This is a genomic window from Streptomyces sp. MspMP-M5 (assembly GCF_000373585.1).
Taxonomy (GTDB): domain Bacteria; phylum Actinomycetota; class Actinomycetes; order Streptomycetales; family Streptomycetaceae; genus Streptomyces.
Genome location: NZ_KB891854.1, coordinates 38,060 through 58,263 on the forward strand (window position 1 = coordinate 38,060; position 20,204 = coordinate 58,263).

19 protein-coding genes, 2 pseudogenes and 1 riboswitch are annotated in these 20,204 nt (G+C 74.6%); of the genes and pseudogenes, 11 read left to right on the top strand and 10 right to left on the bottom strand.

The features are described 5' to 3' along the window. Positions 1-78: 78 nt before the first annotated feature. The gene (locus B073_RS0103330) at positions 79-411 is read left to right on the top strand and encodes a (2Fe-2S)-binding protein (protein WP_018536670.1); all 333 of its coding nucleotides are present in this window, start codon (positions 79-81) and stop codon (positions 409-411) included. 40 nt (positions 412-451) lie between these two features. Here B073_RS0103330 and bfr read toward each other — a convergent pair whose 3' ends face one another. Further along, a complete protein-coding gene (gene bfr / locus B073_RS0103335; RefSeq protein ID WP_018536671.1) occupies positions 452-928 on the bottom strand; it encodes a bacterioferritin in 477 nt (158 codons plus the stop codon). Between the two features lie 155 nt (positions 929-1,083). On the opposite strand from bfr, the gene B073_RS0103340 reads away from it, so the two are divergent. After that, complete coding sequence (locus B073_RS0103340; protein ID WP_026247011.1) at positions 1,084-1,704, top strand: sulfite oxidase-like oxidoreductase; 621 nt, start codon at positions 1,084-1,086, stop codon at positions 1,702-1,704. A 21-nt stretch (positions 1,705-1,725) separates the two neighbouring features. On the opposite strand, the gene B073_RS0103345 is transcribed toward B073_RS0103340, so the two are convergent. Together B073_RS0103345 and pknB are read right to left on the bottom strand one after the other, a co-directional pair. After that, the gene (locus B073_RS0103345) at positions 1,726-2,625 is read right to left on the bottom strand and encodes a deoxyribonuclease IV (RefSeq protein ID WP_018536673.1); all 900 of its coding nucleotides are present in this window, start codon (positions 2,623-2,625) and stop codon (positions 1,726-1,728) included. Between the two features lie 56 nt (positions 2,626-2,681). Further along, positions 2,682-4,661, bottom strand: a complete 1,980-nt coding sequence (pknB, locus tag B073_RS0103350) for a Stk1 family PASTA domain-containing Ser/Thr kinase (protein WP_026247012.1) — start codon at positions 4,659-4,661, stop codon at positions 2,682-2,684. A gap of 203 nt (positions 4,662-4,864) precedes the next feature. Between pknB and B073_RS0103355 the strand changes: the two genes are divergently transcribed. Next, on the top strand, positions 4,865-5,269 hold the full coding sequence (locus tag B073_RS0103355) for a MerR family transcriptional regulator (protein WP_018536675.1): 405 nt from the start codon (positions 4,865-4,867) through the stop codon (positions 5,267-5,269). 48 nt (positions 5,270-5,317) lie between these two features. Here B073_RS0103355 and B073_RS0103360 read toward each other — a convergent pair whose 3' ends face one another. From B073_RS0103360 to thiO, 3 genes are all read right to left on the bottom strand, one after another. Continuing rightward, positions 5,318-6,169 (bottom strand): thiazole synthase, encoded by an 852-nt coding sequence (locus B073_RS0103360; protein ID WP_018536676.1) that lies wholly within the window; start codon positions 6,167-6,169, stop codon positions 5,318-5,320. 8 nt (positions 6,170-6,177) lie between these two features. After that, positions 6,178-6,378 carry a sulfur carrier protein ThiS gene (thiS, locus tag B073_RS0103365; protein ID WP_026247015.1) on the bottom strand — a complete coding sequence of 67 codons (201 nt, stop codon included), beginning with the start codon at positions 6,376-6,378 and terminating at the stop codon, positions 6,178-6,180. A 92-nt stretch (positions 6,379-6,470) separates the two neighbouring features. Continuing rightward, complete coding sequence (gene thiO, locus B073_RS0103370) at positions 6,471-7,703, bottom strand: glycine oxidase ThiO (protein WP_199788101.1); 1,233 nt, start codon at positions 7,701-7,703, stop codon at positions 6,471-6,473. Then, positions 7,701-7,813, bottom strand: a riboswitch (TPP riboswitch). (Overlaps the previous gene by 3 nt.) 164 nt (positions 7,814-7,977) lie before the next feature. Between thiO and B073_RS0103375 the strand changes: the two genes are divergently transcribed. The 5 genes from B073_RS0103375 to B073_RS0103395 all read left to right on the top strand — a co-directional run bounded on the left by B073_RS0103375 (position 7,978) and on the right by B073_RS0103395 (position 12,681). Continuing rightward, positions 7,978-9,249: an NAD(P)/FAD-dependent oxidoreductase gene (locus tag B073_RS0103375; RefSeq protein ID WP_026247016.1), complete on the top strand. Its 1,272-nt coding sequence runs from the start codon at positions 7,978-7,980 to the stop codon at positions 9,247-9,249. 133 nt (positions 9,250-9,382) lie between these two features. After that, entirely contained in the window at positions 9,383-9,748 is a 366-nt protein-coding gene (locus B073_RS0103380; protein ID WP_018536680.1) for an Rv2175c family DNA-binding protein, read from the top strand. Positions 9,749-9,851: 103 nt separating this feature from the next. Then, positions 9,852-10,502, top strand: a complete 651-nt coding sequence (gene thiE, locus B073_RS0103385; RefSeq protein WP_018536681.1) for a thiamine phosphate synthase — start codon at positions 9,852-9,854, stop codon at positions 10,500-10,502. Positions 10,503-10,632: 130 nt separating this feature from the next. Continuing rightward, positions 10,633-11,550, top strand: coding sequence for a methylenetetrahydrofolate reductase [NAD(P)H] (metF, locus tag B073_RS0103390; protein WP_026247017.1), 918 nt, complete (start codon positions 10,633-10,635; stop codon positions 11,548-11,550). A 36-nt stretch (positions 11,551-11,586) separates the two neighbouring features. Continuing rightward, on the top strand, positions 11,587-12,681 hold the full coding sequence (locus tag B073_RS0103395; protein WP_018536683.1) for a CvpA family protein: 1,095 nt from the start codon (positions 11,587-11,589) through the stop codon (positions 12,679-12,681). A gap of 177 nt (positions 12,682-12,858) precedes the next feature. Here B073_RS0103395 and B073_RS0103400 read toward each other — a convergent pair whose 3' ends face one another. The 4 genes and pseudogenes from B073_RS0103400 to B073_RS38995 form a co-directional block, all read right to left on the bottom strand. Next, entirely contained in the window at positions 12,859-14,379 is a 1,521-nt protein-coding gene (locus B073_RS0103400; protein WP_026247018.1) for a phytoene desaturase family protein, read from the bottom strand. A 62-nt stretch (positions 14,380-14,441) separates the two neighbouring features. After that, positions 14,442-15,065: a DUF4126 domain-containing protein gene (locus B073_RS0103405; RefSeq protein WP_037810833.1), complete on the bottom strand. Its 624-nt coding sequence runs from the start codon at positions 15,063-15,065 to the stop codon at positions 14,442-14,444. A 356-nt stretch (positions 15,066-15,421) separates the two neighbouring features. Next, positions 15,422-16,036 carry a TetR/AcrR family transcriptional regulator gene (locus B073_RS0103410; protein ID WP_026247019.1) on the bottom strand — a complete coding sequence of 205 codons (615 nt, stop codon included), beginning with the start codon at positions 16,034-16,036 and terminating at the stop codon, positions 15,422-15,424. Between the two features lie 35 nt (positions 16,037-16,071). Then, positions 16,072-17,111, bottom strand: a pseudogene (locus B073_RS38995) (YhgE/Pip family protein); the annotation flags it as partial. Between the two features lie 474 nt (positions 17,112-17,585). Between B073_RS38995 and B073_RS39000 the strand changes: the two are divergent. The 3 genes and pseudogenes from B073_RS39000 (at position 17,586) to B073_RS0103435 (ending at position 19,793) form a co-directional block, all read left to right on the top strand. Next, positions 17,586-18,100, top strand: a pseudogene (locus B073_RS39000) (SAV_6107 family HEPN domain-containing protein). A 106-nt stretch (positions 18,101-18,206) separates the two neighbouring features. Continuing rightward, the gene (locus B073_RS0103430) at positions 18,207-18,962 is read left to right on the top strand and encodes a methyltransferase (RefSeq protein ID WP_018536687.1); all 756 of its coding nucleotides are present in this window, start codon (positions 18,207-18,209) and stop codon (positions 18,960-18,962) included. A gap of 429 nt (positions 18,963-19,391) precedes the next feature. Beyond that, positions 19,392-19,793: a DUF3040 domain-containing protein gene (locus B073_RS0103435; protein WP_018536688.1), complete on the top strand. Its 402-nt coding sequence runs from the start codon at positions 19,392-19,394 to the stop codon at positions 19,791-19,793. Positions 19,794-20,204 lie beyond the last annotated feature (411 nt).

The following is a 20,204-nucleotide window of genomic DNA, read 5'->3' on the forward strand; positions in this document are numbered from 1 at the left end:
CCGCCGCAGGTAAGGTAAGGGTTACCTCACTGACGATCACCGGGATCGGACGAGGCGCCCTTACGGAGGTGAACCCGCGTGTACGTCTGCTCCTGCTTCGGCATCACCGAGCAGCAGGTCCGCGAGCACGCGGACCGGGGCGCCTGCACGCCCCGGCAGGTCGCCTCCGCCTGCAAGGCCGGCACCGACTGCGGCAGCTGCGTGCGCCGCATCCAGGCGCTGCTGGGCCGGGGCGCGTGCCCCCGCCGGGAGCTGATCGACAGCGGTGCCCCCGACGCGCTGCGGCCGGAGTCCGAGCCGTCGGACCCTGAGCAGGCGCCCGGTGAGCCGGCTGTGCCGTCCGTGCCCGCTGTGCCGCTGGCCGCGGAGGCGGCCGCACCGGCGCCCGCGGGCCTCCGGGCGGTCGCGTGACCCCCTGGGGCGCCCCGCCGGTGTGCGTCATGCCGGGCCGTCAGCTCGGCTGCTCGATCACCTGGGCGAGGTAGAGCGCCTCCCCGAGCTTCTCGACCAGTTCCAGCTGGGTGTCGAGGTAGTCGATGTGGTGCTCCTCGTCGGCGAGGATGTCCTCGAAGATGTTGGCCGAGGTGACGTCCCCCTTGGCCCGCATGATCTCGATGCCGCGCTTGAGCCGGTCGATCGCCTCCACCTCGATCTGCCGGTCGGCCTGGAACATCTCGGTGACGGTCTGGCCGACCCGGACGTGGAACAGCCGCTGGTAGTTCGGCAGCCCTTCGAGGAAGAGGATGCGGTCGGTCAGCACCTCCGCGTGCTTCATCTCGTCGAAGGATTCCGAGCGGGTGTACTTGGCGAGCTTGTACCAGCCGAAGTTCTCCTGCATCTTCGCGTGCAGGAAGTACTGGTTGATCGCGGTCAGCTCGGCGGTCAGCTGCTCGTTGAGGAATTCGATGACCTCGGGGTCGCCCTGCATGGCTGCGGGCCCCTTTCACGCGAGTTCTGGGCAGGTGCCGCGCATCCTCGCACCGCGCCGAGCAAGCCGTCCAGTAAGTTCACACTTAGCACGAGTTGCCCGATTCCATACCGCCCTGGTCATCGGCACCCTCCGGGGTCTGACACCATGGGGGCATGGGTCAGCCGGAACGTCGCGACGAGGAGCCTGTGCTGCCTCCGGGACAGCGGCTGCAGCGCGGCTGGCCGGTGACGCACTACGGGCCGGTCCCGAAGTTCCGCCCCGAGCGCTGGGAGTTCCGGGTCTTCGGCGCCACCGCCGACGGGGCCAAGCACTGCTGGACGCACGAGGAGTTCACGGCGCTGCCGTACACCACCGTCGTCGCCGACATGCACTGCGTCACCAAGTTCAGCATGCTGGGCGCCGAGTGGGGCGGGGTGCTGACCCGCACGATCCTGGAGCTGGCGCCGCCCGCGCCCGAGGCCACCCATGTGATGGTGTGGGCCGAGTACGGCTTCAGCTCCAACCTCCGGCTCGGCGACTTCGGCGCCGAGAACTGCCTCTTCGCCACCCACCGCTCCGGTGAACTGCTCACCGCCGAGCACGGCTTCCCGGTCCGGCTGATCGTGCCGCACCTCTACGCCTGGAAGGGCCCCAAGTGGGTCCGCGGCGTCGAGTACATGACGGCCGACCGCCGCGGCTTCTGGGAGGAGCGCGGCTACCACAACCTCGGCGACCCCTGGCGCGAGCAGCGCTACACCTACCAGGAGGAGCCGGGCGAGGGCCCGGAGATCTGAACCCCGGGCCGGCCCGCCCGCTCAGGCCGTCCGCAGTTCCTTCAGCCGCGCCACGTCCGCGGCGTGGCCCTCCTCGCCGCCCGGGGTCTCGATCACCAGCGGGACGCCGCTGGTCGCGGGGTGGGTGAACAGCTCGGCGAACGGCTGCGCGCCGATGTGGCCCGCGCCGATGTTCGCGTGCCGGTCCTTGTGCGCGCCGACCACGTCCTTGGAGTCGTTGGCGTGGATCAGCTTCAGCCGGCCCTCGCCGGTGACCTCCACCAGCTCGTCCAGCAGCGCCTTCGTCCCGCCGGGCGCCGCCATGTCGTGCCCGGCGGCGAAGGCGTGGCAGGTGTCCAGGCACACCCCGAGCCGCGGATGGCGGTCCAGCGCGTCGAAGTACGGCCCCAGGTCCTCCGCCAGCGCGCACAGCGAGGCGCCCTGGCCGGCCGTGGGCTCCAGCAGCAGCCACGGGTCGTCGTCGTGCGTCAGCTCGTCCAGCAGCGGCCGCACCTGCTCCCTGACCTGCGCCAGCGCCGTCTCCCGGGGCCGTCCGCCGGTCGCCGAACCGGTGTGCACCACCACTCCGAGCGCGCCGATCTCCCGGCCGCGGCGCAGCGAGTGGCGCAGTGACGCCACGGACCTCTCGACCGTCGCCGCGGTGTGCGAGCCGAAGTTGATCAGATAGGGCGCGTGCACATACGCCGGGATGCCCTCGTCGGCGCACGCCGCGCGGAACGCCGCGTCCTGCTCGGGGCTGCCGGGCGGCGTCGCCCAGCCGCGCGGGTTGGCGACGAAGACCTGGACGGCCTCGCAGCCGATCTGCCGGGCGTACGACAGGCCCACCTTGGCCAGGCCGCCGGCCACCGGCACATGGCCGCCGACCGGATTGCGTGCGCGGGCGCGCTGCGCGGCGCCCTCGGGGGACAGGGGAGTACTCACCCTCCCAGGGTGCCAGGTGCCCCACGACCACCCGTGGGGCACCCGGGACGACAGAACTACAGCGCGCCCTTGAGCCGGATCGTGATCGTGCTGCCCTTGGGGGCCTGGTCGCCGGCCGCGACCGACTGGGAGGCGACGCTGTCCTGGGGGAACAGGAACGGCTTGTCCACCGTGACCGCGAAGCCGAGGTCGGTCAGCGCCTTGGTGGCGTCCGCGGTGTTCTTGCCGCCGACGTCCGGCACCGTGACCATCTCCGGGCCCTTGGACAGCGTCAGGGTGACCGTGTCGCCCTTGCCCAGGGTGCCGCCGGCGCCGGGCGACTGGCGGGCCACCGCGTCCTTGTCCTGCGGCGCGAACACCGGCTGGTCGGCGAAGCGCACCTGGAAGCCGGCCTGGCGCAGCGCCGACGCGGCATCCTCCCGCGCCTTGCCGACCACGTCCGGCACGTCGACCGGCGCGCCCCGGCTGACGGTGAGTGCCACCGCGGTGTCCGGCCGCCGGCTGCTGCCCGCGGCCGGGTCCGTACGGATCACCGACCCCTTGGCGACCTCGTCGCTGAACGTCCGGGTCTCGGTGCCGGGCACCAGGCCCAGGTCGCGCAGCTTGCGCCGGGCGTCGGCGAGCGGGGTGCCGGCCAGATCGGGGACGGCGACCCGCTCCGGGCCGCGGGAGACGACCAGGGTGACCGTGCCGTTGCCGCGGATCCGCTCGCCCGTCCCCGGCTTGGTGGCCATCACGTGGCCGCGCTGGACGTTGGCGCTGAAGCCGCGCTCCACCTTCACGCCCAGCCCCTCGTCGCGCAGGGTCTGCTGCGCCTTGGCCTGCGTCATGTCCAGCACCGCGGGGACGTGGGTGAACCGGCCGACGTTGACGTACCAGACGCCGGTGCCGATGCCGAGGACCAGCAGCACGGCCGCCACGATGGTGGTGATCCGCCGCTGCCGGAGCCGTCGGTCGGCCGGCGCCGCGCCGGGCTCGGGGCGCACCGGCCGCAGCCGGGTGGTCCGGCCGTCCGCGGGCGGCGGGTCCGCCGGCGGCATCTCCAGCCGGCTGGTGCGGTCCAGCGGCGCCTCGTCCTCGGCCGGCAGCGGGAGCTGCACACCGGCCGGGCGCGGTATCACGTCCGTCCGCTCCTCGTCCGCGGCCGCCGCCTCCCTGGCCTGCGGCGGGACGACGTCCAGCTGTGCGTCGGTGAGCAGCGCGCGGGCCGAGCGGGCCCGGGCCAGCAGCGCCACCGCGTCCTGCGGGCGGGCCTCCGGGGCGCGGGCGGTGGCTGCCGCGACCAGCTCGTCCAGCTCCGGGGCCAGGCCCGGCACCAGCTGGGAGGGCGGGGTGATGTCGTCGTGCAGGTGGCTGTAGAGGATCTGCGCGGCGGAGCCGCCGGTGTGCGGCTTGCCGCCGGTGAGCATCTCGTAGAGCACCACACCGCAGGCGTAGACGTCGACCCGGGCGTCCGCGGTGCCGTGCTCCATCTGCTCGGGGGCCAGATACGAGACCGTGCCCAGGACCGAGCCGGTGGAGGCGGTGGTGTGCGTGTCGACCGCGCGCACCAGGCCGAAGTCGGCGACCTTGACCCGGCCGTCGTCGCCGATCAGGACGTTCTCCGGCTTCATGTCGCGGTGCACCAGGCCGGCGCGGTGCGCGGCCCCCAGCGCGGCCAGGATCGGCTCCAGGATGTCCAGCGCGGCCCGCGGCTGCAGGGCACCGCGCTCGCGCAGCACGTCGCGCAGGGTGCAGCCGGCGACGTACTCCATCGCCAGATAGACGTAGGTGCCGTCGGTGCCCTGGTCGAAGACGCCGACCACATTGGGATGCGAGAGGCGCGCGACGGACTTGGCCTCCCGGATGAAGCGGTCGACGAACGCCCCGTCCACGGCCAGGCTCGGATGCATCACCTTCAGCGCGAGCACGCGGTCCAGCCGGGTGTCCACGGCACGGTAGACGGTGGCCATGCCTCCGGCGGCGATGCGCCCCTCGACGCGATAGCGGCCGTCGAGCAGCCGGCCCACGAGCGGGTCCTGCAGCGTCGTATCCACGGCAGACGAGTCTACGAGCCCGCACCGACACGCCGGACGCCCCGGCCACTCTCCCGGGCGACCGCAGCGGAACCGTGACAAGGAGGGCGGCCGGGCGCGGCCCGGTCCGGGCCCGGAATAATCCGGCCCCGGACGTGGTCGCACCCCAGGGGACGGGGCGCGCCGCCCCCACCGCACCACCCGCACCAGAAGAGGGGAAGCCGATGACGACGCTGCTGATCGGTGAGCTGGCCCGGCGGACCGACACCACCGAGCGGCTGCTGCGCTACTACGAGGAGCAGGGACTGCTGAGCCCCGGGCGGACGGCCGCCGGCTACCGCCTCTACGAGGAGGCCGACGTCGCCCAGGTCCGCCGCATCCGCACCCTGCTCACCTCCGGGCTGAACACCGCGACCATCGCGCAGGTGCTGCCCTGCCTGCGCGACGACGACGGGCGCCTGGTGCCGACCTGTCCACAGCTGGTCGGTGAGCTGCACCGGGAGCGGGCGCGGCTCACCGACTCCATCGAGGCGCTGCGGGCCTCCCGGGACCTGCTCGACGAGGTGATCACCGCCGCCCCGGCAGAGTTCGCGGACCGGGCCGGGACGGCGGCGGACCGCGTGGCCTAGGGCGCTGCTGACGGATCTCCGCGGCGTCGGAGGTCCGTCAGCAGCGCCCTAGAACGCCGGCCGCTCCGGGTCCAGCTCCGGTACGCCCTCGGTCGGCGAGGACGCCAGTGCGAAGTGGCGGCGCGGGATCCGGCCCGCGCGGTGCGCCAGCCGGCCCGCCGCCACCGCGTGCCGCATCGCCGACGCCATCAGCTCCGGCTCCTGCGCACGGGTCACCGCCGACGCCAGCATCACCGCCGCACAGCCCAGCTCCATGGCCAGCGCGGCGTCCGAGGCGGTGCCCGCGCCGGCGTCCAGGATGACCGGGACGCCCGCGCGCTCGGTGATCAGCTGGAAGTTGTGCGGATTGCGGATGCCCAGGCCGGAGCCGATCGGCGAACCGAGCGGCATGATCGCCGCACAGCCCACGTCCTCCAGCTTCCGGGCCAGGACCGGATCGTCGTTGGTGTACGGGAGCACGGTGAACCCGTCGTCCACGAGGGTCTCGGCGGCGTCCAGCAGCTCCACCGGGTCCGGCAGCAGGGTCCGCTCGTCGGCGACGACCTCCAGCTTGACCCAGTCCGTGCCGAGCGCCTCCCGGGCGAGCCGGGCGGTGAGCACCGCCTCGCCCGCGGTGAAGCAGCCCGCGGTGTTCGGCAGCACCCGGATTCCGTTGCGGGTGAGGACGGAGAGCACCGAGCCCTGCACGGTCGGGTCCAGCCGCCGCATGGCGACGGTCGTCAGCTCCGTGCCGGAGGCCAGCAGGGCGCGCTCCAGGATGCCGAGGCTGGGCGCGCCACCGGTGCCCATGATGAGCCGGGACCGGAAGGAGGTCCCGGCGATGGTGAGCGGGTCGTCGCCGGCGGGGTCGGTGCCGGGCGCCGCGGGGGCGGCGCCCCGTTCGACTGCGGTGTCGGTCATGACGGCGATCAGCCTCCCTGGACGGCGGTCAGCACCTCGACGCGGTCGCCGTCGCCGAGTGCGGTGGTGGGCCACTGGGTGCGCGGCACCACGGTCTCGTTGACCGCGGCCGCCACCCCGGTCGGTGCCTGGGCCAGCGTGGCGACCAGTCGGTCGAGGGTCAGCCCGCCGGGAATGCGGCGGGCCTCCCCGTTGACGGAGACGGACACCGTGGAGCCGTCGGGGGCACCGGAGTTGACGGTGATGTCGGTGCGGTCAGTGGGGTCGGTGATGTCGGGGGTACCGGGTGTACCGGCGGCGCTCATACGGGCTGCTCCTCTGAGGCGCGGGTGCGCTGCTCCTCCTGGACGGCGGGGGAGAAGCGCGCGGGGGAGAAGGGGCGGGCCGCTTCCGGAACGGTCCCGGTGGACAGCAGCTCGGCCATCACGTCCCCGGTGACCGGCGTCAGCAGGACGCCGTTGCGGAAGTGGCCGGTGGCCAGGTGGAGGCCGGGCAGCGCGGTCGGCCCGAGCAGCGGCGCGTTGTCGGGCGAGCCGGGGCGCAGCCCGGCCAGGCTCTCGGTCAGCGGCAGTTCGGTGAGGCCCGGGACCAGTTCGTGGGCGTCCCGCAGCAGCTCGTAGACCCCGCCCGCGGTGACCGTGGTGTCCCAGCCCAGCTCCTCGGTGGTGGCGCCGAGGACCAGTTCACCGCTTTCCCGGGGCACCAGGTAGACGGGATTGCCCCGGACCACGGCCCGTACGGTGCGGGAGAGGAACGGCGGGCCGCCCGGCGGCGGATCCGGCAGCCGCAGCCGCAGCACCTGGCCCTTGACGGGGCGCACCGGCGGCCGCACGGCCTCCGGGACGCCCGCCAGCCGCCCGCTGAGGCTGCCCCCGGCCAGCACGACCTGGCCGGCCGACAGCCGTGTCCCGTCGGCGAGTTCGGCGCCCGAGGCGCGCCCGCCGGCGGTCGTCAGGCGCTCCGCCCGCGTGCGGTGGAAGGCCACCCCGGCCCGCTCGCAGGCGGCCAGCAGGGCGCCCGCCAGCCGGCGCGGATCGACCTGGTGGTCGCCGTCCACCCGGAGGCCGCCGCGCACCCCGGGGGCGAGCATCGGCTCCAGCCGACGGCACTCGCGGCCGGTCAGCCACTGCGGGTCCAGCCCGCAGCGGACCTGGAGGGCGTGCAGTTCCCGCAGGTGGGCGCGGTCGTCGGCGTCCAGCGCGACCTGAAGGGTGCCGCTCCGCCGGTAGCCGATCCGCTGCCCGCTCGCCTCCTCCAGTTCCCGGGTGAACTCCGGATACCGTTGCGCCGAGGCCAGGTTGAGCCCCAGCAGCGTCTCCTCGCCGTAGTGCAGCTCGGTGACCGCGGCCAGCATGCCGGCCGCGACCTGTGCCGCGCCGCCGCCGGGCGCGGGGTCGGCGAGTGCGACCCGCAGGCCGCGGCCGGCCGCCCGCCAGGCGGTGACCAGCCCGATGATGCCGCCGCCGACGACCAGCACATCGGGGTGCCGGTCCGCCGCCCGCGGCGGGTCCGATGGTGTGGCGGATGGATGCATGGGCGTCCAGCCCCTCCCTTCGCCGGCATGACCCGGATCAGGTTCGTACGGTCGGAGGCCGGCCAGCCTCCCTCTCAGCCCGGTGCGTCCGGGCTCCCGCGAGTGCGTGCACCGGCCACCCTAATACGGGCCGCGGGCCGCCGTAAGGGAGCGCCCGGGCCACGGACCGCGCCGCCTCAGGGCCGTGCGCCGGTGCCACGGCGTGTGACGCTGTGTCAGAGATCTCCTTGCGCGGTGCTGCGGGCCGCGTCCCCCGCCGTCCTAAAGTGAGCGGGTGAGCGAGCAGAGCAAGTCTCCCCAGGCCCCTGACCGCACGCCGCGCGTGGTGATCGCCGGCGCGGGGATGGCGGGTGTGCAGACCGCCGTGGCCCTGCGCGAACAAGGCTGGCGCGGCGCGATCACGCTCCTCGGCGACGAGCCCCACCAGCCCTACGACCGCCCCCCGCTCTCCAAGGCGGTGCTGCTCGGCAAGGCCGACGGCTCCGCGTTCGACATCGACTTCGCCGGCCTCGGCATCGACCTCCACCTCGGCCGCCCGGTCACCGCGCTGCGCCCCGAGGAGCACGTCGTGGAGACCGCCGAGGGCCCGGTCCGCTACGACTACGCGGTCCTCGCCACCGGCGCCGAACCGGTCCGGCTGCCCGGCAGCGAGGGCCTCCCCGGCGTCCACCTGCTGCGCACCCTGGACGACGCCGAGCGGCTGCGCCCGGTGCTCGCCGCCCAGCACCGGATCGTGGTGGTGGGGGCCGGCTGGATCGGCGCCGAGTTCGCCACCGCCGCCCGCGAGGCCGGCTGCGAGGTCACCGTCGTCGAGGCCGCCGACCACCCGCTGGCCGGGGCACTGCCCGCCGAGGTCGCCGCGTACATGACCGGCTGGTACGCGGACGCCGGCGCCGAGCTGCGCACCGGCGCCAGGGTCGCCTCCGTCACGGGCGACGCGGTGACCCTCGCCGACGGCACCGTGCTGCCCGCGGACGCCGTGGTCGTCGGGGTCGGCGCCCGCCCCGCCACCGCCTGGCTGGCCGGCTCCGGCGTCGCGCTCTCGCCCGAGGACGGCTCGGTGCTGGCCGACGAGCGGCTGCGCACCTCCGTTCCCGGGGTCTACGCGGTCGGCGACTGCGCCTCCTTCCCGTCGGCCCGTTACGGCACCCGGCTGCTGGTCCACCACTGGGACAACGCCCTCCAGGGCCCCCGCACGGTGGCCGAGAACATCGCCCGTGGCGAGGCGGAGGGGGTCGTCTACGACCCGGTGCCGTACTTCTGGTCCGAGCAGTTCGGGCGGTTCGTGCAGTACGCCGGCCACCACGTGGACGCCGACGAACTGGTCTGGCGCGGCGATCCGGCCGGCGCCGCCTGGTCGGTGATCTGGCTCCGGGGCACCCGGGAGCCGGGCGCGGGCCGGTCGGCGGGCCGGCTGGTCGCGCTGCTGGCCGTGGGGCGGCCGCGGGACCTGGCTCAGGGGCGGCGGCTCATCGAGAAGGGCGCGCTGCTCGACCGGGAGCGGGCCGCGGACGCGACCGTTCCGCTCAAGTCCGCGGTCCTGTAGGGCGGTCCGGCCCCGGGCCGCCGGACGGGGCGGCGCGCGCCCCGGCCCGCCCGGCTCACCCGGCGGTGTGCACGCGCGCCCCGACGGCGATGCCCGGCTACCGGCTGTCAGTGGGAGGTGGCACGCTTGTCCTGTGACCGAGATTGACGCAAACATCGATGGACTCGTCCCCGCCTGGCTCACCCTCCCCGACATCGCCGAGGAACTCGGCGTCGAGGTGACCCGCGTGCGGCAGCTGGTGAAGGAGGGCCAGCTGATCGCGGTGCGCCGCGGCGAGAACCACGTCCTCCAGGTGCCCGCCGAATTCATCAAGGACGGCAAGGTCGTCAAGGGCCTCGCCGGCACGCTGACGCTCCTGCGGGACGACGGCTTCGCCGACGAGGAGATGCTGGAGTGGCTCTTCACCGCCGATGACACCCTGCCCGGCACCCCGGCGCAGGCGCTGCGCGAGAATCGCGGCACGGAGGTCAAGCGCCGGGCCCAGGCACTGGCCGTCTGACGCCACCCGCGTCCCGCAGCAACCGCACCACACCACCGCATCCACGCGGCGTACGGACCGGCCCGCCCGGTCCGTACGCCGCCGACGAGGGGGAAGCCGCCCGATGACCACCGCCCGACAGGCCCTGGCCGACGCCCGGCTCTATCTGTGCACCGACGCGCGCACCCGCCAGGGCGACCTCCCGCAGTTCCTGGACGCGGTGCTGTCCTCGGGCGTGGACATCGTCCAGCTGCGCGACAAGGGCATGGAGGCCGGCGAGGAGCTGCGCCACCTGGAGGTCTTCGCGGACGCCTGCCGCCGCCACGGCACCCTGCTCGCGGTCAACGACCGCGCGGACGTCGCTCACGCCGCCGGCGCCGACGTCCTCCACCTCGGCCAGGGGGACCTGCCGGTCCCGGCCGCCCGCGCCCTGCTCGGCCCGGAGCCCCTGATAGGCCGCTCCACCCACGCCGAGGCGGAGGTGGACGCCGCGCTCACCGAGCCCGGCGTGGACTACTTCTGCACCGGCCCCTGCTGGCCCACCCCGACCAAGCCCGGCCGGCACGCCCCCGGGCTGGACCTCGTCCGGTACGCCGCCGCGCGCAAGCCCGAGCGCCCCTGGTTCGCCATCGGCGGGATCGACGCCGGCAACCTCGACGAGGTGCTGGCCGCCGGCGCCCGCCGGGTGGTGGTGGTCCGCGCGATCACCGAGGCCGACGACCCGGGCGCGGCCGCCGCGGAGCTCGCCAAGCGCATCCGGACCTGGTCCGCCTGAGCGGCGGCCGGTGCCCCGGGGCAGCCCAGGGATGGCCACGAGATGTCCACGGAGTGGACAGGAACCGCACCAACCAGGCATTACGCCGATGCCGGTTGGTGTCCGTCCGGGGTGTGGTTAACCTGCCGGTATGGCCCTAGGTACAGCTTCCACCAGGACTGATCGCGCACGAACCGTGCGCGACCTGCTTGCCTCCGGCAAGCGCTCCTACTCGTTCGAGTTCGCCGCCCCGAAGACGGAGAAGGGCGAGCGGACGCTGTGGAACGCCATTCGCCGCATCGAGGCCGTCGCCCCGACCTTCGTGTCGGTGACCTACGGAGCCGGTGGCACCTCCCGCGACGGCACGGTCCGCGCCACCGAGCGGATCGCCACCGACACCACCCTCACCCCGGTCGCCCACCTGACCGCGGTCAACCACTCCACCGCCGAGCTGCGCAACGTCATCGGCCAGTACGCCGACGCCGGGATCCGCAACATGCTCGCGCTGCGCGGCGACCCGCCCGGCGACCCCATGGGCGAGTGGATCAAGCACCCCGACGGCGTCGTGCACGCCGCCGAGCTGGTCCGGCTGATCAAGGAGTCCGGCGACTTCTGCGTCGGCGTGGCCGCCTTCCCTGAGATGCACCCGCGCTCGTCGGACTGGGACACCGACATCCGGCACTTCGTCGACAAGTGCCGCGCGGGCGCCGACTTCGCCATCACGCAGATGTTCTTCTACCCGGAGGACTACCTCCGGCTGCGCGACCGGGTCCACGCCGCGGGTTGCCCGACGCCCATCATTCCGGAGATCATGCCGGTCACCAACGTGCGCCAGATCGAGCGGTTCGCGCAGCTCAGCAATGCCGCCTTCCCGCCCGAGCTCGCAGCGCGCATCCTCGCCGTCAAGGACGACCCGGCGGCGGTACGCTCCATTGGCATCGAGTACGCGACGGACCTGTGTGCGCGCTTGATGGCCGAGGACGTGCCCGGGTTGCACTTCATCACCCTGAACCACTCCACGGCGACGCTGGAAATCTACGAGAATCTGGGGCTGCACCAGCGGCCCTGAGCACGGCGGCCGGAATCCGGCGGAAGAGGGGCGCATATGGGCTGGACGATCCTCTACATCGCGTTCGGCCTGGTCGCCCTGTGGCTGCTCGGCGAGGTGCTGTTCCAGAACAAGGCACCGCTGCGCTGGCGGTCGCTGGCGCTGGGCGGCTTCCTCGGCGTGGTGACCGGCGTGCTCCTGCCGTCGGTCATAGTGATCGCGCTGGGGGCGGTCGCCTTCGCCGTCGGGCAGACGTATGTCACGCTCTCCGTCCGCCGCGGCTACACCGAGGGCTGGACGATCGGCGGCCGGCCCAAGCCGGGCCGCCGGCGCCGCGCCCGCCCCTCCCGCGGCGCCGCCGCCGGGCCGAACCTCCAGGTCTCCGGGCTGACGGAGGAGACGGCGCCGGACGCCGCCGGGAGCGCCGCGGAGCCGGCGGCCGGCGGCCACGACGCGGACGGCACCGGGACCGGTGACCCCTACGCGCCGCCGCAGGACCCGGCCGCCACCGGTGAACAGCCCGCCGCCGCCCCGGACTTCGGCTACGCCTATGCCTACGCCGACGCCCCCACCGTCTACGCCCCCCAGCCCATGCCGGACGAGACCGGGACCTACGGCGTCTACAGCCCCGACGCCCGCCCCGACCAGCCTGCCGGCCCCTCCTACGACCTCTTCGGAAACGTCACTGCAGAAGACGACGGCCACGGCTACGGCGAGGGCAACGGCCATGGCTACGGCGGCGGTTACGGCCAGCCGGCCGGCCAGCCCGCAGGTCAGCCCGCCGGCCAGGACGGCTACGCCGACCCCTACCCGTCCTACGACGACGGCTCCTACCACCACGGCGCCCAGGCGCCCTACTCCGACCCGTACATCGGCGCCCAGCAGTACGCCGCGCACTACGACCCGTACGCGGAGCCCGATCCGTTCACCGGGGCGCCGTACCAGGCCGGGGCCTACGACGCCTTCGGCGGGCAGCCGGGCCATCAGGGCCAGCAGGCAGAACAGGGCCAGCCGTACAGCCAGGAGCAGTACTCCCAGACGCCGCCGGACGGGATGTGGGTGCCGCAGCAGCGCGACACCGGGCACCCGGCGGAGCAGCCGCCCTACCCGCCCCATGAGCCGGGGTACGGCGAGCAGCGGTACCACTACTGAGGGGCGGGAACGGGGCGGGGTGGTCCAGCCGGGCCTGGTGGCCGGTCGCCGGTGAGGGGCGATTCGGCGGGTGAACTCCGGGTGCCACGGCGCTAGTTGCGTGCAGCCCGGCCGTTGGCGCCGCCTCGGCCCCCTGGCCCCGCCTCCGGCGCCCCCGGCGCTCCGGGCGCCCCGGGCTCACTCCGAGCCGTGCCAGTCGTCGCCGTTCACGATCAGGCCGGCGACGAGCGCGCCGGACATCCCCGCGTGTGCCAGCCCGCCGCCCGGGTGGGACCAGCCGCCGACGGCGTAGAGCCCCGGTATCCGGGTGCGGTTGCCGGGCCGCAGGAAGCGCCCCTCCTGGCCCGGCAGTGCCGGACCGGGCACCGGGCCGCTGTCGGCCGGCGAGCGGACCTCCCGCCACAGCACCCGCTCCCGCAGGCCCGGTATCGCCGCCCCGGCGGTCTCGACCAGGCTGTCCGCGGCCCGTTCCAGGGCCTCGGGGGCGAGCCGGTCCACGGGGCCGTGCGGGGCGACGGCGGCGCTGAGGGTCACCGCCTCATGGTCGTCGTCGGGCCGGGTCGCGGGGTCGTCGGGACGCAGCACCGTCACCGTCGGCCGGGCGCACGGCTCCCGGAGGCCGGGTCCGCCGCCGAAGACGCCGGCCAGCTCCGCGGCGCGGTCGGCGGCGTGGACGACCGTGCGGTGCACCGCGTCCGCCGGGCGCGCGCCGCGCAGTGCCAGGCAGACCGTCAGCCGTGCGGCGGCCCCCTCGACCGGCCCGGGAGCGGGGCGGACGTCGCCCTCGCCCCACAGTGCGCGGCCGGCGCACAGCTCCGCCAGCCGGACCGGGGCGACGCCCGCGACCACGAACTCGGCGTCGGCGAGCCGCCCGTCGGCCAGCTCCACACCGGCGGCCCGGCCGCCCTTCTCCATGATCCCGGTCACCTCGGCGCCGAAGGTGAACTCCACCTTGCGGGCCCGGCAGCGCGCGTACAGCGCGTCGGCCAGCGCCCGCATGCCGCCGCCGACGTACCAGCTGCCGAAGGTCTGCTCCATGTACGGCAGCACGGCCGCGCTCGCCGGGGCGGTGCGCGGGTCGAAGCCGTACGCCAGGGCGTGGCTCTCCAGGAGGGCGGTCAGCCGGGGGTCGGCCAGCTCGCGGCGGGCGACCTCGGCAAGGGTGGCGGTCGTCGGGCCCCTGCCGCCGCCCAGCCCGAACAGGCGGCGGCGCACCGCCGGATACGGATCGCGGCCCAGCACGCGCCAGTCGGCCCACAGCGGCTCCTCCAGGAGCGGCCGGCGGGTGGCGTCCCACGCCTCCCGGGCGCGGACCATCAGGTCGCTCCAGCGCTCGCCGCGGCCGGTGCCGAGGGCCTCGTCGAGGGCGGCGAGGACGCCGGCCCGCGAGGCGTTCGGCAGCGTGGCGACGGTGCCGTCGGGGAAGACATGCCGGCTCGCCGGGTCGACCTGGGTCAGCTCGACGCACTGCTCCAGCGGCTCACGGCCGGTCTTGACGAACAGATCGCGGTAGACCGCCGGCAGATGCAGCAGGCCGGGCCCCGTATCGAAGGCGAAGCCGTCCCGCTCGAACCGCCCCACCGCGCCGCCGTACGTCGCACCGCGCTCGAACACCGCCACCCGGTGGCCCGCGACGGCCAGCCGGGCGGCGGCCGCCATGGCGCCCATCCCGGCGCCGATCACCGCAATCCCTGCCATGCCTGCGACTGTATCCGGCGGCACTGACAACGCCGACGGTCGCCGCCGGCCCGGCAGCGGGCTCAGCCGGCCGGTGGCGCGGCGTCGGCGTCCGCCGCGGCGAGCCGCTTCTCCGCGCGCCGCGCGCGCCGGCGCCGCAGGTACCGGCGGATCCGCGACCACAGCAGGACCACCACCGCGATCCCCGCGACGAGCAGCGCCGCCGCGATGCCCGCCGCGAGCCACGGGTGGAACAGCGCGAACGAGACGAGCCCGGCGACGCCCAGGTCCTCGGCCAGGCTCACCACGATGTTGCTGGCCGGCTCCGGGGAGGTGTTGACCGCGATCCGGGTGCCCGCCTTGACCAGGTGGCTGACCAGCGCCGTGGAGCCGCCCACGGCACCGGCCGCCAGCTGGGGCAGCGACCCGTCGTGCCCGGCCAGCAGCGCCGCCACCACCCCGCCGGCGATCGGCCGGATCACGGTGTGCACGGCGTCCCAGACGGAGTCCACGTACGGGACCTTGTCGGCGATCGCCTCGGCCACGAAGAGCACCGCCGCGACGATCAGCACATCCGGCCGCTCCAGTGCGGCGGGGACCTCGTCGGAGACCCCGGTCACGCCGAGGAGGCCGAGGAGCAGGACGACGGCGTAGGCGTTGATCCCGCTCGCCCAGCCGCTGGTGAAGACCAAGGGAAGTACGGACACCCGGCAGATCGTAGGCGCTGCGCGGGCCCCGCCGCGCGGCTCATGGCGCCGGGTGCTCAGCTTTGAGTATCCGTACTCAGACGGCGAGATGAGTAGGTACGCGGATGGGCCGGCGCCCGCCCGGACGGAAGAGTGGGGGCCACGGACGGGAAGCGGCGCCGCACCGCCGACACGGGGCGGCGGAACGGCGCGGCTCCCGGACGGAACGGGGGAACGACGGGGGAGTACGGGGGAACGACGGGGGACGGTGCTGCCCTGGTCGGATCGGTCGGGGGAACGATCCGTGCCAGGGCAGCACCCATATGCCCGCACGGGCCCGTGCGGCGCTCCGGGAGCGGGGGCTCCAGGCAGGGGCTCTAGGCAGGGCGGCCGCTGACCCGGCCCTGGAGGAGCCGCGACAGTGCCGCGTGCACGTCGTCGATCGACCGGTCCGGCTGGTACGACTGCCAGTCCAGGGCGGCCACCAGGACCATCCCGAACAGGGCCGAGGCGGTCAGCGGGATGTCGATCTCCTCGCTCAGCTCCCCGCCGGCCACGGCCTCCCGCAGGACGTCCTCCACCACCGTGATGGCCCGCTCCCGCACCACCATCAGCGTGGACTGCCACGCCCGGTTGGTGCGCCACAGTTCGGCGACGTAGAGCTGGGTGAGCGCCGGGTAGCGGGCGATGAAGTCCAGGCCCGCCCGGATCATCGCGTCCAGGGCGTCGACCCGGGTGCCGCCCCCGTCGGCGACCTTCTCGGCGGCCGTCTGCAGGGACGTCGCCAGCAACTCGATGCCGTGCCGCAGCAGCTCCTCGAAGAGGACGTTCTTGCTCGCGAAGTTGTAGTACACCGTGCCCTTCGCGACCCCCGCCCGCTCGGCGATCTCGTCCACCGTGGTGGAGGAGAAGCCCTGTTCGGCGATGAGTGTGACCGCGGCCTCGAAGAGCTTGCGCCGGGTGGCGTCGCGGCGTGTGTGGGAGCTGTCCATAGGGGCGATTCTGCCGGTATCCACGGTGCGCGCGCTCACAGGCTCAGTTCCGGGTGGAGGTCCTTCATCCGCACCACCTGGCGGCCAGGGCGGCAGCGCGAGCCCCCCGAGGGTGAAGCCCAGCAGCACCGCGCCGCCCTGCCGTACGGGCGCCAGGCCGCCGCCCGTGATGAGCCGACGCAGCCCCTCGACGACGTAACTCATCGGCAGGAAGGGGTGGATGGCCCCGAAGAAGCCCGGGCTGGTCTCCACCGGACAGGTGCCGCCCGCCGACGTCAGCTGGAGCATCAGCAGCGCCAGGACGAGAAGCCGGCCGACCCGAACTTCGCGTTCAGCCACTGCACGAGCGCCGAGAAGCAGCCCGTGACCAGGACCAGGAAGCCGATCGTGCCGGCCGCCCGGGCCATCTGGAGGCCGAGCGCGAAGTGCAGCACGGCCATCGGCGCGGCCGTCTGGAGCACCCCGATGCCGAACACCGGCAGCCAACCGGACAGCGCCACCCGCCAGGAGGGCGCGCCCATCGCCGGCGCCCTCCGGTTGAGCGGCGGGATCAGCATGTACGCCACCATCGCGCCGACCCACAGGGACAGCGGGATGAAATACGGGGCGAACCCGGTGCCGTAGTGGGCGCCTTGTGGGCCGAACCGGACGCCGGCCGCACCGGGTCGGACATGACCAGGGTGCGCGCGTCGCGGTCCTTCCTGCCGTAGTCAGGGATCTGCCGCGCCCCGTCGTGCAGTCCGCCGGCCAGCTGCGCGGAGCCGTCGGAGAGCTTGAACATCCCGCCGTCCAGCGTCTGCGCGCCGTCCTTGAGGCGGCCGACGCCGGCATCCAGGTCGGTCATCCCGGAGGCGGCGCGGCCGGTGCCGTCGTGCAGCTGCCGGGCCCCGGCGCCCAGCCGGTCCGCCCTGGCCGCCAACTGGGCGTTGCCCGCGGCCGGTTGGCGGGCTCCCGCGGATACCTTGTGCGCGCCTTCGTTGAGGTCGTTGATCTTCCGCGCCGCGGCGTCCATGTCGGCGCCGAGGGTCGGGCCGTGCGCGGCCAGTTCGGAGGCGAGGGAGTGCAGGGCGTCCAGGTCCCGGCTGAACCGCCCGGCGCTGGACAGCGGCAGCCCGCCGACCTCGGCGGTGCCCGCGGCGGGCCGCATCGCCCGGTGAGCGCCGGCAGCAGGCGCGTCCGCCCGGAGCCCGACGGGCCGTGCACGGCGATCAGCGCGGCCGGCTGCGCGGCCACGTCGATGTCCCGGAAAGCCCATCCGCGGGGGCCTCGACCCCGAATCCCGCGGCCGTGACCGCCGCCCCCGTGCGGGGTGCTGTCCACGAACCCCTCTTGTGCTGACTGGTCAGTGCAAAGTAGGGAGCCCCTCCCGCCCTCCGCAAAGGGTTCCCCGGAATTGCGCGAAAACCCGTTCCGGTTCCCTGCCCGATGTCCGCTTTTCCGGCAAAACCGCAGGTCAGGGCCGATTGTCAGTGGTGTGCCGCACGATGGGTGCATACGGTCCGCATCGGCACGCCGGTCCCAACCGCCGTGCGACGACAGGAGGTTCGTCATGGCAGCTCGTCCCGCCGCGGGCAGCTCCGCTGCGTACGGTCCCCCGAGCGATGTCCACCCCGTCCTGCGCCGGGCGGCCGCGCCGCCCCCCGCCCTCGACCTGCTCGCCAAGGCCCAGCACGGTCTCGACGAGGCCGCGACCCTGCAATCCGCCAACGAACGCTTCGCCACCGCCCATCTGGCCGCGCTGCGCGCCGCGGCCGCGGTCCTCGCCGTGCGCGGCCGGCCGGAGCCCACCGCGCGCCGCCGGAAGACCATCCGGAGCGCCTGGGAGGTGCTCCCCGAGGTCGCTCCCGAACTCGCCGAGTGGAGCGCCCTGTTCGCCTCCGGCGCCGACCGCCGACCGCCGGGCCCGGGCCGAGGCCGGCATGGCCGGCGCGGCAAGCCGGCGCGGCAAGCCGGCGCGACGCCGACGACCTCCTGCGGGACGCCGGGATGTTCCTCCGCCTCGTCGAGCGGATACTCCGGCTCCAGCCGGTGCTGCCGCCGCAGCGGGTCGAGCGGGCCGGCTGACGGCCCGCACCTCCGGCGGCGCGCGGGCCGGGCGAGGCACCCGGCGGAATACGGAATAGGGTGGTGAACGACTGGATGTTCTTGCCCCGCCGAGGAGCCACCCACCGTGTCTGACCCGCTGCGCCCGCGCGCCTCCCTTCGTACCGCCGTGGTCTGGGACGTCCTCAAGGACGCCCTGGAGCGCCGGGTCAAGGCCGCCGGGCGCGACGCCCTGGACGTCCTCGACACCGGCGGCGGCAGCGGCAACTTCGCCGTCCCGGTGGCCCGCCTCGGCCACCGCGTCACCGTCGTCGACCCCAGCCCCAACGCCCTCTTCGCCCTGGAGCGCCGGGCCGCCGAGGCCGGGGTCGCCGACCGCATCCGCGGCGTCCAGGGCGACGCCCACGGCCTGTTCCAGGTCGTCGAGCGCGGCGGCTACGACGCGGTGCTCTGCCACGGCGTGCTGGAGTACGTCGACGACCCCGCCGAGGGCCTGCGCAACGCCGTCGGCGCCCTGCGCCCCGCCGGCACCCTCAGCCTGCTCGCCGCCGGCCTGGGCGGGGCGGTCCTCGCCCGCGCCCTGGCGGGCCACTTCACCGAGGCCCGCCGGGCCCTCACCGACCCGGCCGGCCGCTGGGGCGAGGGCGACCCGGTGCCCCGCCGGTTCACCGCCGAGCAGCTCACCGACCTGGTCACCGCCAGCGGCCTCCAGGTCGGCGCGGTGCACGGCGTACGGATCTTCGCCGACCTGGTCCCCGGCGTCCTGGTCGACACCGAGCCCGGCGCCATGGACGCTCTGCTGAAGCTGGAGACCGCCGCGGCGGAACAACCCGCGTTCCACTCCGTCGCCACCCAGCTGCACGTCCTCGCCGAGCGCGACTGACCGGCCGCGCGGCCGCCCGCCCCCGGCGCGACCGCTCCCGACCGCACCCGACTCCGTACCGCCCGTGGGCCCCGCCTCGGCGGGCCGTGCGGTGCAGCCGCACCGGCGCGCCCAGGAGCACGGCCGTCGCGGACGGGGGCGGCGGGCCGCGCGGGAGCACCGTCGAGGCGACCGGGCGATGCCCGCGAGCACCGCGTGCGGTCGGCCACAGGCCACCCGAACAGCCGCTTCGCCCCGTATGATCGGGGTACCACGTTCCGGCATGACGGACAGGCGGGTGGGGAATGCAGCCAGCATCACCACCGCGCAGCCGCGGCGGTGCGGACGGTGAAGTGGCGTAGAGGGGCGGGTTTCACGGGGGCGATTCCCTGCCTATCCTGAAAGGGCCGCACCCGGTCGCCCCCCGCGACCGACGAGTAGGAGGACTCCGTGCCGCTCTCGGAGCACGAGCAGCGCATGCTCGAGCAAATGGAGCGAGCGCTGTACGCCGAAGATCCCAAGTTCGCGACAGCGCTTGAGGGAAGCGGGCTGCGTACGTACACCCGGCGACGGGTCTACCAAGCGGTCGCGGGCTTCCTGGTGGGTATCGGCCTGCTCATGGCCGGCATGGTCGCGCAGCAGATCTGGTGGGTCAGCATCGTCGGCTTCCTCGTCATGCTGGGCTGCGCCGTCCTGGCCGTCACCGGCTGGCGCAAGGCCCCCAAGCCCGGTGAGCGCGCTGCGCGCCCGGCCGAGACGCAGGCCCGCCGCCAGGTCAGGCCGCGCCGTTCGATGATGGACCGCATCGAGGACCGCTGGCAGCGCCGCCGCGACGAGCAGCAGGGCCACTGACCGGCGCCCCCGAAGCCCCCGCTCCGGTGCCCGACGCGTTTTCCTTCTCCGATTCCGCGGCATGGATCCGGCCAATTTTTTCGGCCTCGGCGACGGGCTGACGGCTGCTTGGTGATCGCTTGATGGCCGATTTCGGGGGTCTCGGACGCGGGGTCTCAGGGCGCGGGCCGCGGGTCTGGGCCGTGGGCCTGGGTCTGGCTCCGGTGATCGACTTACGGCTGTCGTGCCTTGCGAGGTGCGAGGTTGCGGGGTGCGGGGTGCCCGGCGTCCCTTCGTCTGACGTGCCCCGAATCCGTGATGCGGCCTCGCATGTCCGTGGGCGGCCCCCGAGGGTTCGGGGACCGCACCGTCATTCCGTGTCGTGCCTCTCACGTTCTTCCAGGCATCCCGCTTGCGTTCTTCCAGGCACCC

What these genes read in the sequence shown, in the direction of transcription:
- B073_RS0103395 (WP_018536683.1), top strand. Translation starts at nt 11,587, where the DNA reads ATGGGCTGGACGATCCTCTACATCGCGTTCGGCCTGGTCGCCCTGTGG.
- B073_RS0103410 (WP_026247019.1), bottom strand. Translation starts at nt 16,036, where the DNA reads ATGGACAGCTCCCACACACGCCGCGACGCCACCCGGCGCAAGCTCTTC.
- B073_RS0103360 (WP_018536676.1), bottom strand. Translation starts at nt 6,169, where the DNA reads ATGACCGACACCGCAGTCGAACGGGGCGCCGCCCCCGCGGCGCCCGGC.
- B073_RS0103355 (WP_018536675.1), top strand. Translation starts at nt 4,865, where the DNA reads ATGACGACGCTGCTGATCGGTGAGCTGGCCCGGCGGACCGACACCACC.
- thiO (WP_199788101.1), bottom strand. Translation starts at nt 7,703, where the DNA reads ATGCATCCATCCGCCACACCATCGGACCCGCCGCGGGCGGCGGACCGG.
- B073_RS0103400 (WP_026247018.1), bottom strand. Translation starts at nt 14,379, where the DNA reads ATGGCAGGGATTGCGGTGATCGGCGCCGGGATGGGCGCCATGGCGGCC.
- metF (WP_026247017.1), top strand. Translation starts at nt 10,633, where the DNA reads ATGGCCCTAGGTACAGCTTCCACCAGGACTGATCGCGCACGAACCGTG.
- bfr (WP_018536671.1), bottom strand. Translation starts at nt 928, where the DNA reads ATGCAGGGCGACCCCGAGGTCATCGAATTCCTCAACGAGCAGCTGACC.
- thiE (WP_018536681.1), top strand. Translation starts at nt 9,852, where the DNA reads ATGACCACCGCCCGACAGGCCCTGGCCGACGCCCGGCTCTATCTGTGC.
- B073_RS0103340 (WP_026247011.1), top strand. Translation starts at nt 1,084, where the DNA reads ATGGGTCAGCCGGAACGTCGCGACGAGGAGCCTGTGCTGCCTCCGGGA.